The sequence below is a fragment of the Phaeocystidibacter luteus genome (assembly GCF_008933115.1).
In the GTDB taxonomy this organism is placed as follows: domain Bacteria; phylum Bacteroidota; class Bacteroidia; order Flavobacteriales; family Schleiferiaceae; genus Phaeocystidibacter; species Phaeocystidibacter luteus.
In genome coordinates this window covers 61,577-77,885 of sequence record NZ_WBVO01000007.1, presented here as the reverse complement: position 1 = coordinate 77,885, position 16,309 = coordinate 61,577, and the positions used below count along the sequence as shown (strand labels likewise).

Annotated in this window: 13 protein-coding genes; 10 read left to right on the top strand and 3 right to left on the bottom strand. The window is 46.0% G+C overall.

What is annotated here, in order from left to right:
- The first annotated feature begins 3 nt into the window (after window positions 1–3).
- The 6 genes from F8C67_RS09495 to F8C67_RS09470 all read left to right on the top strand — a co-directional run bounded on the left by F8C67_RS09495 (window position 4) and on the right by F8C67_RS09470 (window position 7,862).
- Window positions 4–1,485 carry a lipopolysaccharide biosynthesis protein gene (locus tag F8C67_RS09495; RefSeq protein ID WP_151667602.1) on the top strand — a complete coding sequence of 494 codons (1,482 nt, stop codon included), beginning with the start codon at window positions 4–6 and terminating at the stop codon, window positions 1,483–1,485.
- A complete protein-coding gene (locus tag F8C67_RS09490; protein WP_151667601.1) occupies window positions 1,482–2,603 on the top strand; it encodes a glycosyltransferase in 1,122 nt (373 codons plus the stop codon). Before F8C67_RS09495 ends, F8C67_RS09490 begins: the two co-directional genes overlap by 4 nt.
- Entirely contained in the window at window positions 2,600–3,427 is an 828-nt protein-coding gene (locus F8C67_RS09485; protein ID WP_151667600.1) for a sulfotransferase, read from the top strand. The genes F8C67_RS09490 and F8C67_RS09485 overlap by 4 nt, the downstream gene beginning before the upstream one ends.
- Before the next feature lie 5 nt (window positions 3,428–3,432).
- Window positions 3,433–4,317 (top strand): hypothetical protein, encoded by an 885-nt coding sequence (locus F8C67_RS09480; RefSeq protein WP_151667599.1) that lies wholly within the window; start codon window positions 3,433–3,435, stop codon window positions 4,315–4,317.
- Window positions 4,318–4,410: 93 nt separating this feature from the next.
- On the top strand, window positions 4,411–5,304 hold the full coding sequence (locus F8C67_RS09475) for a sulfotransferase family protein (protein WP_170266422.1): 894 nt from the start codon (window positions 4,411–4,413) through the stop codon (window positions 5,302–5,304).
- Between the two features lie 104 nt (window positions 5,305–5,408).
- On the top strand, window positions 5,409–7,862 hold the full coding sequence (locus F8C67_RS09470; protein ID WP_151667597.1) for a LamG-like jellyroll fold domain-containing protein: 2,454 nt from the start codon (window positions 5,409–5,411) through the stop codon (window positions 7,860–7,862).
- Window positions 7,863–7,894: 32 nt separating this feature from the next.
- Here F8C67_RS09470 and F8C67_RS09465 read toward each other — a convergent pair whose 3' ends face one another.
- Entirely contained in the window at window positions 7,895–8,341 is a 447-nt protein-coding gene (locus F8C67_RS09465) for a DUF2147 domain-containing protein (RefSeq protein WP_151667596.1), read from the bottom strand.
- 127 nt (window positions 8,342–8,468) lie between these two features.
- Here F8C67_RS09465 and F8C67_RS09460 point away from each other — a divergent pair, with 127 nt between their 5' ends.
- On the top strand, window positions 8,469–9,386 hold the full coding sequence (locus tag F8C67_RS09460; protein WP_151667595.1) for a DUF6263 family protein: 918 nt from the start codon (window positions 8,469–8,471) through the stop codon (window positions 9,384–9,386).
- A 1,118-nt stretch (window positions 9,387–10,504) separates the two neighbouring features.
- Here the strand turns inward: F8C67_RS09460 and F8C67_RS09450 are convergent.
- Together F8C67_RS09450 and nadC are read right to left on the bottom strand one after the other, a co-directional pair.
- The gene (locus F8C67_RS09450) at window positions 10,505–11,452 is read right to left on the bottom strand and encodes a YihY/virulence factor BrkB family protein (protein WP_170266421.1); all 948 of its coding nucleotides are present in this window, start codon (window positions 11,450–11,452) and stop codon (window positions 10,505–10,507) included.
- Window positions 11,449–12,300, bottom strand: coding sequence for a carboxylating nicotinate-nucleotide diphosphorylase (gene nadC, locus F8C67_RS09445; protein ID WP_151667593.1), 852 nt, complete (start codon window positions 12,298–12,300; stop codon window positions 11,449–11,451). Before nadC ends, F8C67_RS09450 begins: the two co-directional genes overlap by 4 nt.
- Before the next feature lie 61 nt (window positions 12,301–12,361).
- Here nadC and rlmH point away from each other — a divergent pair, with 61 nt between their 5' ends.
- The 3 genes from rlmH to F8C67_RS09430 all read left to right on the top strand — a co-directional run bounded on the left by rlmH (window position 12,362) and on the right by F8C67_RS09430 (window position 16,300).
- Window positions 12,362–12,835, top strand: a complete 474-nt coding sequence (rlmH, locus tag F8C67_RS09440; RefSeq protein ID WP_151667592.1) for a 23S rRNA (pseudouridine(1915)-N(3))-methyltransferase RlmH — start codon at window positions 12,362–12,364, stop codon at window positions 12,833–12,835.
- 51 nt (window positions 12,836–12,886) lie between these two features.
- Complete coding sequence (gene holA / locus F8C67_RS09435; RefSeq protein WP_151667591.1) at window positions 12,887–13,885, top strand: DNA polymerase III subunit delta; 999 nt, start codon at window positions 12,887–12,889, stop codon at window positions 13,883–13,885.
- Between the two features lie 78 nt (window positions 13,886–13,963).
- Window positions 13,964–16,300, top strand: coding sequence for a TonB-dependent receptor (locus F8C67_RS09430; RefSeq protein WP_151667590.1), 2,337 nt, complete (start codon window positions 13,964–13,966; stop codon window positions 16,298–16,300).
- Window positions 16,301–16,309 lie beyond the last annotated feature (9 nt).

The window sequence follows — 16,309 nt, the reverse complement described above, 5'->3', positions numbered from 1 at the left end:
GAAGTGGAAAGAACAGTAAAGCAGAGCTTCCTCGGTACCCTGGTATCCTATTTTGGGATAGTCATGGGGATGCTCAATCGCATCGTCCTGTTTCCACTCGTGTTTGTTGGCTCAGAAGCGGATCTCTGGGGCTTGATTGAGCTCTTCATCGTCTACGCAACGGTGATCTCCTCTGTATCTAACTTGGGACGATCGAAGGTTATTCAGAGATACTTGCCAGGATTCAAGGGCGACACAAAATCGCTCTTAGCTTTTGCGTGGCGAGGCACCTTACTTGGAACGGTTGTCACTTTCACCACGCTTCTGCTATTGAAGAATCAGGTTGCGGCCTTGGCGGATGATCCAGGCCTCTTCTCGGAATACTACTGGGTTTTCTTGCTCATCCTGTTGGGAATGACCTTTTTCGAATGGTCATCCGGAATTCTCATTTCGAAATTTCGGACACACATCCCGATGGTGTTCAATCAGTTCATACTTCGACTGTACACCCTTATTGCGCTCCTCCTCAAATGGCTAGATATACTCACGGCAGTTGAACTCCTTTATGTCATTGCCATCGGATATGTAGTGGTTTTCGGAGTCATGTTCTTTTATGCGAAGAAGACAGAACCTAGAATGACCAGCTTGAAGGTTGAGAATTTGCCAGATAAGAAGAAGATCAACGATTTTGGCTTGTTCTCGATGGTGAATGGAAGTTCATTCTTCCTGTTTCAGCATATCGATGCTATGGTTATGGGAGGATTTTCACTTGTGAATGTGGCGTTCCTGACCGTTGCAAAAAGCATCGCGAATGTGTTCTTTTTACCGGGACGATCGCTCATCCAATCACTAAGCCCGGTAGTCTCCAAAGCGTTTCAAGAAGAAGATTTCGAGAAGTTAGAGCGGGTATACAAAAAGTCGTCTGGCGCACAGCTTTTCGTAGGAGGATTCATCTTCCTTTTCATTTGGGCGAACTTGGATGTGATATTGCTACCCATAGATAAGTTTGCGGGTGGAGAATCCGATCTCAAATGGGTGGTGTTTTTACTCGGTGTCGGGCGACTCGTTTTTATGTCTACAGGAGTCTCAAGTCTCGTATTATCAAGATCTAAATATTACAGATTCGCTTTCGTGGCCAATGTTTCGCTCATAGGTGTGAGTGTTGCAGCTATGCTCATTCTGATTCCTATGTATGGCATTTTAGGTGCGGCCATTGCTCAAGGCGGAGTAATGGTATTGAATAGTGTGATTCGCATTGTGTTCATTCGCAGGAAATTAGATCTATCGCCATATACGGCTTCGCTTCTTCCTACAGCACTAATCATCACTACAGTACTTGCCGCGCTCGCTCCGTCATGGTTCGATTCACTGTGGCTTTCATTCTTTGGCAAAAACGCGCTTGCATTAGTGGCCTTGTTCGTTTGCTATAGGTTTTTTCCGCCTATCGATGACTTGTCGAACCTCGTAGGAAAAGTGACCAATCGTTTCAAGAAAAAGATAAAATGAGTACCCGTGTAGCTTTTATACAGAACAGAGTTCAGCGCGGCGGCAGATTTCAGGTCACGGTGGAAATGCTCAAAGTGTTCAATGCAATGGGCATTACGCCCGACTTTTATTGCTATCGCACCCGAATCACTCAAGATCAAATTAAAGAGGCATACGGAGCTGATGTGAAGGTGAACTTCATAGAAATCAATGAGCCATTATCTCCATTTGAGTGGAATATTGTACTGTTCAATTCTCAGATAAACCGACGAGTAGCTGGTTACGACTTGATTGTCAATAGTAACAACACCAGCTTTGGACTATCGAGAGGATTGAACATCATCAGCTACGTTCATTTTCCTCGGAAGTACAGGATGAGGTCTTCCGACAGATCAATTCACTTTCCAGGAAGACGTAAAAGTTTGTTCGACTTCGCAAACGATCCGTTCAAGTTCTTCAGTTGGCTGTATCGGTTTGACAAACGGTTGAGCGATAAGGATTATCAAATTTGTAATAGCCAGTTTACCGCCGACGCATTGAAATCGATGTACAATCGGGAAGCAGATGCTATTATCTATCCGCCCGTTGATGTAGAAATTGAGTCTCGACAAAAGGAAGCTAGATCCATTGTTTCACTAGGGCGGTTTTCTCCTGATAAAAGGCAGTTGGAACAGGTGCTAATGATGAGAGAATTGCCGGATTACAAATTGTACTTGGTAGGTTTTTCTGATAATCAAGCCTACTTCGAGAGATGCCAGAAAGCTAAGGAAGAGTTCGGACTGGATAACGTCGTTTTAATGCCAAATGCCACGGTCCAGGAGCGAGATGACATTCTCAATTCCTCGCAATTTTTCCTGCACACTTTGGTGAACGAACCTTTCGGAATTACTGCAGTTCAGGGAATTGCGAAGGGATGTATCCCACTGGTGCATGATAGTGGGGGACAAGTTGAAGTGGTGCCCATGTGTGAACTGAGGTACAGTTCGCTCGAAGAAGTTCCCACCTTGTTACAGGAGGTGGCAAAGTTAGACCTGTCAGAAGCGATTGCTGAATTGCAACAGAACCTCCACCGGTTTTCTTCAGCTGAATTTCGTGCTGCCTTTAAAGTTGTAGTTTTGGACAAACTAGAGGCGGAATGAGAAAAGTTGACATCCTAAAGGAGTGGTGGGAGCACAATGTAGCGTTCCTTTCGCAACTTAAGCATAGAGCTCAAATTCACGGCAGAATTGAGGATGCTCAGGATGTTCCGATGAATGTTCTCGAAACCGCCCCGGTGTTTGTGTTGTCTACCGGCAGAGCAGGTACCATGTTGCTCACTCGAGTTTTTGAGTTGATTGATGGTGTGGAGGTCTTTCATGAGCCCTACCCAGACCTCTTATACGCGGGAAAGGCGGCCTATCAAAACTCTACAAACCTAGAGTTTGCCAAAGGAGCCTTTATGGGGGGACGCTACGAATTGATTCGCGATTCGTATATCCGTAACTCCCGTTACATAGAGACCAACAACCGCATTACGTTTTTCGCGCATGCGATTGCAGAGCTATTTCCCAATGCGGTATTTATTCATTTGATTCGCAAACCAGAATCGTTTATTGCCTCCGGATTAGAAAGGGGTTGGTATACTGGAAAGTCGATCACAGATGAAGGTCGAATTCGCCCGGAAGACTCTAGTTTTGATGCCTGGAGGACAGAGGATAAGCTGGCTTGGCTTTGGAATGAGACCAATCACTTTTGCGAGAGATTTCGAAGTAAGTACCAAGACCGGACCTATTTTCTAAAGTCTGAGGACCTTTTTAGCAATCCAAAGGCCCTGGTTGATTTATTGAAGTGGCTCAATTTGACAATTCCATCGACTTCTGAACTGGAGAAGGTGATACAAAAACCTGTGAACTCAGGTGGAGGTCGTTCAAAAGAGATCTCCTATAACGAAAAGCTTACGCCATTGGCGTCAAAATACTATTAAGAAGAATGAAAGCACGTATTCAGCGCTGGAAGAAGCTCATTCAACAGGTGAAAGGGATTGAGAAGGAAAGGGAAATGCGGTCAATCGCGTCCGAGAACTTCTTAAAGGAGCGCTTCGAAACGCTATTGCCCACGCAAACATTCAAAGAGGTGTTCGCCTCAAATGAACTAAAAGTATATTCTCAAAATGGGGAAGATGGATTGCTACTGTACCTGCTCCAACAGGTTGGGATTCATAACCGAACCATGATTGAGTTTGGCATTGGCGATGGACGACAGTGCAATTCTGCAAACCTTATTCTGAATTTTGGCTTTAAGACGTTGCTTCTAGAGGGGAATCCCAACTTCGTGAAGTCGGCAAAAAGGTATTACCACGATCTGCGTTTTGTGGAGAAGAACAGGCTTACCATTAAAGAAGCATTCATTACAAGAGACAATATCAACGGTCTATTTGCCGAGGCTGGGTTCGAAGGGGAAATCGACATTCTCAGCATAGATATAGATGGTAATGACTATTGGATTTGGAAGGCGATTAATGTTGTAAATCCACGTATAGTAGTCATGGAATACAATGCGTCTGTTGGTCCGGATGAATCGCTCACGGTCGCGTACGATCCTTCATTCAGCAGAATGGAGAAGCACCCTTCGGGTTGGTACCATGGAGCATCCTTACAGGCACTTACAAAGTTGGGTTCCGAACTTGGGTATGAACTCGTGGGATGTGATAGTTGCGGGGTCAACGCATTCTTTGTTAGAAAGGATTTGGTTGGGAATGACCTTCAAATTCAAAAGCCGGAAGACGCGTATTACCATGAGCGTAAACGCACGAAACGAATGCCTACCGAAGAGCAATTTAAATTGGTGAGCAACCTGGATTGGCAAAAAGTTTAGTAGAAAACACTTCCTGCTGCGGATATGCATACTTGGTTCAGAAAGTTCAAATTTCAATTTCTTGTCCCGTTGTTCTCCTTCCTTCTGGGTTGGATGAACACTATGGGACCGAAGACCTTTGCCAAGTACAGCAGGCGGTCGCTATTCATACTTGGTTCAGGTAGAAATGCGAGCACGCTTATGGCTCTGTTGCTGAACAGACATCCTGAGGTATTCCTTCCACCAGAGCAGTTCGCATTGCCATATTCTGTTATTCGATGGAAGCTTGGTGGCTTTTTGAGGAAAGTGAAATTTGCTTCCTCGACCCTCGAGATGTATAAAAAGAAGAACCAAAATTGGAAGTTGCCGGCGGATCGATATGATGAGATTCGTCAGGTTATTTCGAGTGATACCAAACGCCATTCAAACCCAGTTTTCATTTTCGAGGAGGTAATGGCCAAGTACGCTTCCTTTGCGAAGAATTCGAATCCAAGGTGGCTCGGGGATCACAGTCCGCTTACTACTGTGTTTGGTAGAATGGTACTTCCGCTGTTTGTGGAGTCGAAGTTCATCTTCATGGTGCGGCACCCATTGGACGTCATTCAATCTTACCAAAACATCCCTGTTAATCCGGCATCTAAGCTGGAGTATGCGGCATGGAAGTGGAACAACAGCATTCGGGAATACGAGCGTTTAATCAAGCGTCAGAATACAAGTGTTTTGTTGGTTCGATATGAAGATTTTGTGGCTGCTCCTTCTGAAACTATGACACAGGTTTTCAACTTTTTAGAGATTGAAGCCTTGGATGTGGTCAGCTTGGTGACGGATGAAAAATCGTCGGACCCTATGGGTGCTAATGACAAGAGTAACCATCAAAAACTGTACGGGCCAATTACGTCGGATGCCGTCAATTCTTGGCGCACGAAGATGTCGGACAATGTATATGAGCGGTCAGTTCCTCTTGTTTCGAAGTACGCGAAACGTTTCAATTACGACCTATCTAGGTAGCTAGTATTCGTTCCCTAATTAGGGGAATTAGATACTCCTGTGAACCCATCCTTTTTCCTATTCGTTACGTATAGATAGCAAGACCCCTTTTTGACCTAAATGCTTTGCGACTTATAACGTTTACATTGGCCTTGGCCATTGCTCTTTGCGCTAATGGGCAATCGTCTTCTGGTAACAGTATCGATTTCACTTTTGCCACAGACTATGCGCGCTCACCCGCGAGTAATAGCCTCTCTAACATCAACTTCCCCTTTACTGTGATGGTTTGGATGAAGGCGACTACGAGCACTTCTGTTTCGCCCATATTCTCTACGGCAAATTCAACCATAGGTTACACAGGAATCAACTTGGTTTACGATCCGGTAGGTCAAGAGATTCAAGTGATACTTGGAAACAATAGCGGTTTTGCGGCGGCAAACTACATCCGTATGAGCGCCTCCACGCCAGGATTAACCGGCAAGTGGGTACATGTTGCTGTTACCATGAACAATGCGACTACGGGTAGTATTTACATCAACGGTGTTTCGCGTACGGTTACTTTTGATGGGACTGCGAATAACGCTTCGTTTCCTGCCGGAATAGAAACTTCGATTGGCTTCTCAAATGCTGGTGGAGGAGATTACTTCAGCGGAGAGTTAGACGAACTCACGCTTTGGGATCGTGTCTTGCCTGTCAACGATATTCGTCAACGCATGTGTGAGAAGGTCCCCGCAAATGCGAACGGACTTGTGGGACATTATCAATTTGACAATACAGGCGGCGTTGTGGTGGATGCATCGACTTCCGGCGTAGACATGCTTTATTTACCCGGCCAGGGAGTTTCCAATCAGCTTTCGGGGGTTCCGTTAGGCGACCAAAGTGTTTTTATTTACGGGATTGGTACAGCTACTATCTCTTCGCCCACAGGAGTATCTCTGACTGTCTTCAATAATACCACGCCACAAGACGGGGTCCATGCGTATTTCATTGCTGACCACCCTGACCAAGCGCAGGGCTTGGGTGCGCTTTGTGATACGATAGGTCATTTTGGTCGTTTCATTGCAACTAATCCGGCGCAGCCTAATATCCCTGGGGTGATAAGCCTGAATCCTGCGATGTCGCTCATCTTCACAAGACCTAGTGCTAATCAAGGAACCTGGACTACTGCTCCAGTTACACAGACCTTATTTTTCTCAGATATTATTCGTGAATTCCTGTTTGATCCCGGTGCTTATCCCGCTGTTTCAATTGATGATAGAGTGCCCATTTGTGCTTCGGGAACGGTAACAGCTCCTGCATTAATTGGAGCTACGTATAACTGGTCCACTGGCCAGATGGGACAAACCATTTCAACTCCTCCGGTAGGCACACACTGGGTTACAATTGCGACAAACTGCGCCTCGGTAGTAGATACTTTTGAAGTATACAGGGACACTGCATTTGACGCCTCAGCACTTCCGGCCACGGCATTTTATTGTCCAGGCGATACAGCCATCCTAACGGTATACAATTCTACGGCACGTCCACCGATTGACTCTGTCGTTTGGAGCGATGGAGTGAAGGGTATTTCGCGAGATGTCTTCACACCTGGATGGTATACGGCGTATACGGCTGTTTCTGGAACATGTTGGCAAGTTGATTCAATATTTGTTTCAGAAGGAAATCAAAGCTTTGAACTTGGGAATGATACAACCTTGTGTGGTGGAGAAGAGATTCTATTAGAAGTTCCTCCAACGGCAAACAATGTGCTTTGGAGCACGGGTGATACGACGTTTTCGCTCAGAGTAGATCAGCCAGGTCAGTATTTCGTCAATTTTGACATAAACGGATGCAATTTGGGAGATACTATTCTGGTGAATGTCTTGAATTTTCAGATTACACAACCGCCCATTGTGGCGTTTTGTATTGGAGAAGACGCGACTATCACGGTAAATGCCAACTCTACGCCTGACAGTATTTACTGGTCAACGGGTTCAAATGATCCAGCCATAACCGTTACAGCTGCAGGGGTGTATTGGGTTGAAGCGTTTCGGGGAAACTGTTACGACAGCGATACTACAGTTGTTGAGGTTTTGGAGGGAGTAACACAAGTGAATGATCAAGACTACATTTTGTGCGAAGGTGACACTCTTGAACTGCGGTTAGATGGGCTTGTGCCTGAGGTTTATATCAACGATATCGTTTGGAATACAGGAGATGTAGGAGACAGCTTACTGGTGACTGCGGGTGGTTTTTACACGGCAAACGGTATCTCGCCATGTGGACCATATGAAGTTGGATTTTTTGTTGATGAGGTGAACTGCACGGTTCTCACGTACTTTCCGAACGCTTTTACGCCTAATGGAGATGGGCTAAATGACTACTACGAATTCCAGGTCGGTGGACTTGAAGAATACCGCATAACGATATTGGACCGCTGGGGAAATGTGGTCTTTGAATCGTACAATGGTGAAACGTTGTGGGATGGTACTATTGGAGGAACGACAGTACCGAATGGGGCGTATGTCTACAGGCTAGTGGGGACATCGTACCGCGGAGAGGTGATTGACGAAGCGGGAACATTGATAGTTAGCCCCTAGCAGTACTAGAGGCTAACTCAATCAATATTTATTTAGAGTGATGAGCGAGTCCAAACTGTACTACGCCCAATCAATGAAAATCCGATATATCCTTTCATGAAGAGCTTTCCGTCCTCTTGGATGTATCCATAAAGGGAGTACGTCTTGCCAGAGCGCGGATCGTAAATCTCACCATCGTCATACTCCTCATCGTCGGCATCCCATACCAATCCACGTAGGATATTGATTCCGATTACTCTTCTTGAGCGGAGGTTTGCATTTGGGTTTTTATCGTCGAGATTTGGAGTTGTTCCATCATCCTCTTTATCATTTTTCAGCCAAACAATCTTTCCGTAGTACTTGCCATTTTGCTTGTACACTTCAATCTTGGCATCTTCTCTTTCGTTCAGCCAAATTCCGAGGATATCGTCTGGAGACTGCGCCATTGCAGAAAAGCTTGCAATGAGATAGGCGAACGTGAGCGTGATCAGATGTTTCATTGTAAATAAGATTTGAATTTCATGTTGATGCTCTAATATACAGCAAGAAGAGGTATTTGTTTGTCTGTATGGGAATAGAGATATCAAAACCTATCTTCGCTTCAGAAATGAAATAACAACGGTACACATGAAATTACGTACTTCTCTCCGCAGCTTATCGGCTCTTAGTCTTGTAGTTGCACTTGCTTCTTGCTCAAATGAAAGCGCAGTTCTTCGTTTGAATGTTGATGAAAACTTCTCAACTACTGCTACGACCACAATGCACATGGCGATGGACATCACCCAGGGTGCGGAAGGTCAGCAAATGGAATCCGACATGGAGTTTGAGCTTGGTTTGACTGGAAAGGCAAAATCTGAAGCTGGAAACCAGGTATTGGTCATGTCTTTCGAAAACATGCGCACTGAAATGACCATGGATACAATGCACGTTGTATATGATACGCGTGATGGTGCAACAGAGCTTAGTGAAGATGCTATGGCTATGGCTGCGCTTCGCGGTGTTCGCATGGAAATTGAGTTTAGCGATCGTGGTGATGCGCTTCAGCTGTTGAATAAGGATGAGTTCGCAGACAAGGTTTTGGACAACTTGGACCAGCCAGATTCCATGAAGGTGATGATGCGTGGCGTGATTGCTCAGCAATTCAACATCGAGCAGGTTCAGTCTCAAATTGGAATTTACAACCTCGGCTTCCCTGAAGAGGCGGTTACTAAGGGTTCTACTTGGACAACTGAAAATGCGCAAGGCGGACAGCTGCCGCTTCTTATCAAAACTACCTATACGGTTGTAGGCGTTTCTGATTCTGAGGTTGTGCTCGACGTAACTGGAGAAATCATGGTTGACCCTTCGGCGGGTCCGATGGCTTCCATGATGGAAATGTCAGGAACTCAAACGGGTTCAATGACAGTTGACCGCGCAACGGGATGGATTAAGACTCAGGAAGGTTCACTTACTGTAGATGGAAGTGTGAACATGCCGGGCGCTCCGCAAGGAGGAATGACGCTTAAAATGCAGGCTGATTACACTACAGAGTCATCTGGAATGTAAGAGCGATTAGAATGAATATGGGAAGCCCTGCCGTTATGGTGGGGCTTTTTTATTTGGAGGGTTGGAGGGTTAGAGGGTTGGAGGGTTGGAGGGTTGGATGGTTGGAGGGTTGGAGAGTTGGATGGTTAGAGGGTTGGATCGTTAGGCTGTTGGTAGGTTGGACGGATGTTTCGACTGAAAGGGGGAATCGCGAGAGGCGCAGTCGTGGCGCGATAGGTTGCAGGCGCGCGAAAATTAGGGGGGCTATTCAACCCCTCCCCGTTCTGAAGTTAGCGTTGAAAATTGAGACTCTCCGGATTCTCAGTCCGTTAATTTTGGAAAACCTGCAGTGTTGAAAACTACCCGTTTGTAAACGTTCGCGGTCCGACTATCTGCGTTTGGAATCGTAGCTTGAGAACGGGGTGGGGTTTGAGGCCCCCCGGAAAAAGACGCCCGACTGCTAAGGCTTCATGTGACAGATCTCGGAGCGCAGCCTTCATGGACCGGCAACAGTAGTGAGGCAACGGATACTGCCTGCGGGGCTATTCAGCCCCTCCCCAGTCTGAAGTTAGAACTTGAAATTGAGACTCTCCGGATTCTCAGTCTGTGAATTTTGGAGAACCTGCAGTGTTGAAAACTACCCGTTTGTAAACGTTTGCGGTCCGACTATCTACGGTTGGAATCGTAGCTTGAGAACGGGGTGGGGATTGAGGCCCCCGGAAAAAGACGCCCGACTGCTGAGGCTTCAGGTGACAGACCTTAGGCCTTGGGCTTCATGGACCGGCAACAGGCGTGGGCTCATGGACCACGATTCAAGGGGCTATTCAGCCCCTCCCCGGTCTGAAGTTAGTGCCGGAGATTGAGACAATGGTCATTTTCACTGTGCTTTCTATCAAAACTTGGAATGTTGAAAACTAGCCGTTTGTAAACGTTTGCGGTCCGACTATCGGCATTTGGAATCGTAGCTTGAGAACGGGGAGGGGTTCTGATACCCCCAAATAAAAAAAACATCCCACAAGGCTAAACTCCTCTGCACCAACACCAACCCCATTAGCGCAAATCTAAGTCTCCAAAGCTCTCGCAAGAATCCTCACGCCCGAAGCCTCTGGTCTAAAGACCCTCGCCTGTCACCTTTTACCTCAGTCCAGACCCGGTCCCTCCAACCTCGACCTCCTCTTGCGCGCTCCAGCTATACTCGCATTTAACTCAAAGCCAACCACAATACTGATACTGTTGATGTAGATCCAAAGCATGATGACCAGCAAGGCGCCGATCGAACCGTAGAGTTTGTTGTAGCTGTTGAAGTTGTCGACGTAAATGCCAAACCCAAAAGAGGTTACGACAATGAGTAGCGTAGCCAATACTGCACCCGGCGAGAAGAAACCCCATTCCTTTTTCTTGGTGGGGCCGTAGTAAAATAGAAGTGAAATGGCCACAAGAACGGCCAAGAGAAGGATGATATACCGTGCAAACTGTATCAGAACCTGACTTTCTTCCGGGATGTAATCACGAGTAATCATCCATTCCGTGAAATTCGAGCCGAAGAGGATAGCAGCGACAGCAATCAGTAATAAAACTCCTAGTCCGATTGTGAGTAGAAGCGCAACCAAGTACTGCTGCCAAAAGACTCTAGAATCAATTTGATGGAAGGTGATGCTCACATTAGAGATGAGCGACATCGTTCCGTTTGTCGCGAAGAATAAAGTAGCAAGGAACGTGAAAGATAGGAGGTCGCCTCGACGATGATTCAGAATGTCATCTATGGTCGTTCTCGCCAACTCATATGTCGTTGGAGGCAAGACGTCCTCCATGATTTCGAAAATCTCTCCTTGGAACCCTTCGAGCGGAATGAATGGAATCAAGTTGAAGAAGAAAATTATTGCCGGGAACATAGCAATGAAGAAGCTCCACGAGATAGATCCCGCTCGCGTCGTAATCGCTCCCTCAAAAAGCCCCTTGAAGAAGAAGGAGGCAACATCAAATAGGCTCAGACCATCAAAGCCAGGCAACTTGATACGTCGAGACTGACGTTCAACCCAGTTCGTAACAGGAGAAATACTTTCGAGGATGCGGTCTACCGCTTTCATAGGGCTTTGAAACTCATATCCAGGCCGTACACGCTGTGCGTCAGCGCTCCAACAGATATGAAATCTACGCCACATTCAGCGTAATCCCTAATTGTCGATTCGTTAATTCCCCCAGAGCTTTCAACTTCTACTTTTCCATTGATGAATTGAACAGCTGCACTCGTTTGAGCTGGAGTGAAATTGTCAAGCATGATCCGATCCACCCCCTCAGCAGCAAGCGCTTGAGCTACTTCATCCATATCTCGTGTTTCCACCTCAATTGGGATGCTGAGGTTTTTCTCCGAAATATATGTACGTGCTCGTTCCACCGCCTGTGGAATTCCACCAGCAAAATCGATGTGGTTGTCTTTCAACATAATCATATCATACAACCCCATGCGATGGTTATGTCCACCTCCTTGGGTCACCGCCCATTTTTCCAAATAACGCAAACCAGGTGTGGTCTTTCGTGTGTCTAAAACCTTTGCGTTGGTACCTTCGATTAGTTTGACAAAGTGATTCGTCTTGGTCGCAATGGCGCTTAAACGCTGCATATAATTGAGAAGTAGACGTTCAGCTCTCAATAGTGCGACGGTAGGCCCTTTGGCGATGAAGGCGATATCTCCCTTTTTGATAGACGAACCATCAGTGATCAAAATCTCCACTTCAATAGTTGGGTCGACTTTTTTCAAGATGATTTCGGCCAATTCAACACCAGCAATGATGCCATCTTCTTTGATGAGCAATTTTGCTCCTCCCATGTGGTCTTCCGGAATACAACTGAGTGCACTGTGGTCGCCGTCGCCAATATCTTCTCTCAAAGCTTGATCGATCTGTTGGTCGAGGAACGGGATTTCTGAAATCTTCATGAATACTGGTGTTTTCGCTATCATTGCAAGGTGAGCGCCACGCGCCGTAAAGCACAAATTTATGGAGATTGTATTGAGGGTGATGGGTAAAACTTCCGAAAAATATCTTCGAGAAGGTACCGAGGTCTATTTAAAGCGATTGAAGCGGTATGTGCGATTCAGTATGACCGAAATTCCCGATTTAAAAGGGATGAAGAATCGCAATCCTCAAGAGCAAAATTCCGCTGAAGGCGAAGTGCTTCTAAAAGATATCGCTCCTTCAGATTTTGTCATTCTACTGGATGAAAACGGCAAACGCTATTCGAGCCGTGGTTTTTCCGATCAGCTGCAAAAATGGATGAATGCTGGTCCGAGTAAGATTGTGTTTCTCGTAGGTGGACCTTTTGGCTTTTCAGAGGAAGTGTACAATCGCGCCAATGGCAAGGTAAGCCTAAGCGATATGACCTTCAGCCATCAAATGATACGTCTGTTTTTCACCGAGCAAATCTATCGCGCATTCACAATTCTCAAGAACGAACCCTATCACCACGATTGATTTTGTTTGAGATTTCTAGTCTTCCCAACTCCTTAAATTATCTTTGGCCGTATGACGTTTGAAGCGATTTCGAAGGAGCTTGATCAAAAGGTCTATCGCCCCATCTATTTCTTGATGGGCGAGGAGCCGTACTTCATCGATAAGATTACAGAGAGAATTGAACATGAAGTTTTGGAAGAAGCCGAAAAGGGGTTCAACCAAAGCGTTATTTATGGGAAAGAAACCACTGTTCAAGACATTGTTTCGGAGGCCAAGAGATTTCCGATGATGTCCGAGAAACAGGTGGTTGTTGTCAAGGAAGCACAGCACGTTCGCAATATAGAAGACCTCAAATCTTACGCTGAACAACCCCAACCGACAACCGTGCTTGTCATCGCGTATAAGTACAAGAAGCTCGACAAACGAAAGGCGCTTGCCAAAGTACTTGCCAAGGATCACGTTTTACTTGAAAGCAAGAAGCTTTACGACAATCAAGTTGCAGACTGGTTGAGCAATCAAATTCGTCAGAATGGGTACAAAGTATCTCCTAAGGCTGTCGCACTACTCACCGAGTTCGTGGGAAGCGACTTGGGGAGAATGACGCAGGAGTTGGATAAACTCATGATTGTAGTTCCGAAAGGAGGAGAGATTTCCGCAGATGTGATCGAAAGAAACATCGGCATTAGCAAGGACTACAACAACTTCGAGCTTCAAAAAGCAATCGCCGAAGGGAACGTGGTGAAGGCAAATAAGATCATCCATTACTTCGCTCAAAACCCGAAAGACAATCCACTTGTAGTTACAATCAGCTTGATCTTTTCCTATTTCACGAAAGTGATTCAGGTACACACTAATGCTGGGAAGAGTCAAAGTGAGTTAGCCGGCGCACTCCGCGTGAACCCATACTTTTTGAAAGACTACCTTGCGGCCGCTAAGCGCTATCCACTCAATAAATGTTTGCGGATTATCGGTTACCTAAGGGAAGCCGATGGGAGAAGCAAAGGACTCGGTGGAGGAGATATTTCTCATGAAGATATTCTCCGCGAATTGATTTTTAAAATACTCCATTAGCAAACCCGAGGCTGAAAATGGACGTTAGCCTCGTATGGTTTCCTATTTTTGAAGCCTTCTGCTAAGACACTTGAGAGAATGAAGACCCTTAACACGAGACTTTTTAGTCTGTTGTTCTTTACGGCGATGTCCCTTACCACTTTTGGTCAAGGAGTCGTTCGAGGAAATATTTATGAGAGAGCAACGGAAACACCCATTCCGTTCGCCGCGGCTACCCTTTACAACAATGGAGTAGAGGTAGAAGCTACAATTTCCAACATCGATGGATTCTACCAAATAAACAACGTCCCTGCAGGCACATATACGCTAGTCGTTAATTATATCGGCTACAGCGAGGGTAGAGAGACTATAACAGTGAAGAATGGTGAAAACACTTTTACTTCATTCTATCTCGACGAAACAGCCGAAGTGTTAGAAGATGTCGAGGTTTCAGCAGAACGTCAAATTCGACAAACCTCAGTAATGACCGCTACGGTCAATCTTTCTTCCAAAAACATCCAACAGTTCTCCATTGGCGGTGAGCCAGATTTGGTTCGCGCCCTCCAAGTACTGCCAGGGGTTGTCACAACGGGTGACCAAGGTGGACAGCTCTATATTCGTGGTGGCGCGCCTATTCAAAACCTCACGTTGCTAGATGGAATGATTATCTACAACCCATTCCACAGCATTGGTTTTTTCTCTGTTTTTGATACCGATATTCTTCGCTCGGCAGAGGTCCATTCCGCAGGTTTCAATGCCGAATACGCCAGCCGAAATAGTTCGGTTCTCGACGTTAGAACTCGTGCAGGGAACCGCCAGCGTGTAACAGGTAAAGTGAGCGCCAGTACGTATTTGGGTAAAGCACTTCTCGAAGTTCCAATTGGTAAGAAAAATGAACAAGGATTCGCTCCCGTGAGTGCACTCGTGTCCTACAAGAGGTCCTTCTTAGCAGAAAGCTCGCAGATTTTCTATCCTTATGTTGAAACGGAATATGACGGCCTTCCGTTCGAATTCCAAGACATCTATGGTAAGATGAGCTGGCAGTCGGGAACAGGTTCAGAAGTGAATATCTTCGGGTTCAATTTCGCCGATCAAGTTCGATTTGCAGGAGATAAAAGCATTGCGTGGAATAGCCTTGGGTATGGTGCTGACTTCACAGCAATTCCTCCTTCTTCTACCGTAATTATCAACGGTAACTTCGCATTTAGCGAATACGATATCACCTCCAATGAGATTGAAGGACAACCCCGCAACAGCTCCATTACAGGCTTTAACGGCGGACTTGATTTCACGTATTTCATGCGCGACCATGACGAGTTGAAGTATGGCCTCGAAGCAATCGGATACAGCACGAACTTCAACTATGTAAACTCCGCAAACAGAACCCTCACCCAAGAGCAGAGCACATCTGAACTCGGTGCTTATTTCCAATATAAATTACAGCTAGATCGCTGGTTGATTGAACCAGGAATTCGATTGCACTACTACAGCGCATTGGCAGAATTTAGATTTGAACCAAGATTTGGCGTGAAGTATAACGCTACCGAGTGGTTGAGATTCAAGGCTTCAGGGGGTATGTACTCGCAGAACCTTCTTGCTGCAACCAGTGACCGTGACGTAGTGAACCTCTTCTACGGTTTCCTTTCAAGTCCAAACGAACAACCTGCGACTTACACGGGCGAGCCACTTGACACCCGACTTCAAACCGCCAACCACGGTGTATTCGGAGTTGAAATTGACTTTGCTGACGATTGGACGCTTGACTTGGAAGGTTATGTTAAAGACTTCCAGAATATCACAACAGTTAACAGAAACAAGATTTATCCGGATAACTCGAACTACTTGGACCGTCCGGAATATTTGAGAAGAAGCTACATCGCAGAACGCGGTTTAGCTTATGGATTCGACGTTCTCTTAAAGTACAGCGGCAAGCAGTTCTCATTCTGGGGAACGTACAGCTACGCCGAAGTTACACGTGATGACGGTCAGCAGGTTTACAATCCGCATTTCGACCGTAGACATAACACGAACCTAGTTGCGGCTTATAAGTTCGGTAAGTCGAACAGTTGGGAAGTAAACGTGAGATGGAACTTGGGTACGGGTTTCCCGTTCACTCCAGTTGCCGGCTACTATCAGCAACTTCCATGGACAGATGGCGATGGGCAACCGGTGATCGACTACCCATACGAGACAGAGAATGGTCAGCTCGGAACGCTGTACGGAGACTTGAACAGCAAGCGATTGCCGACGTATCACCGTATGGATGTTACGATCAAAAAGACTTGGAAACTCTCCAAATACTCGACATTCGACTTGGCCTTTGCGGCAACCAATGTGTACAACAGAAACAACATCTTCTACTACGATTCTGCGGAGAGAAAACGTGTTGATCAGTTGCCGATTATGCCAACTCTTATCGCTACCTACGGTTTTTAATTTCAGAAA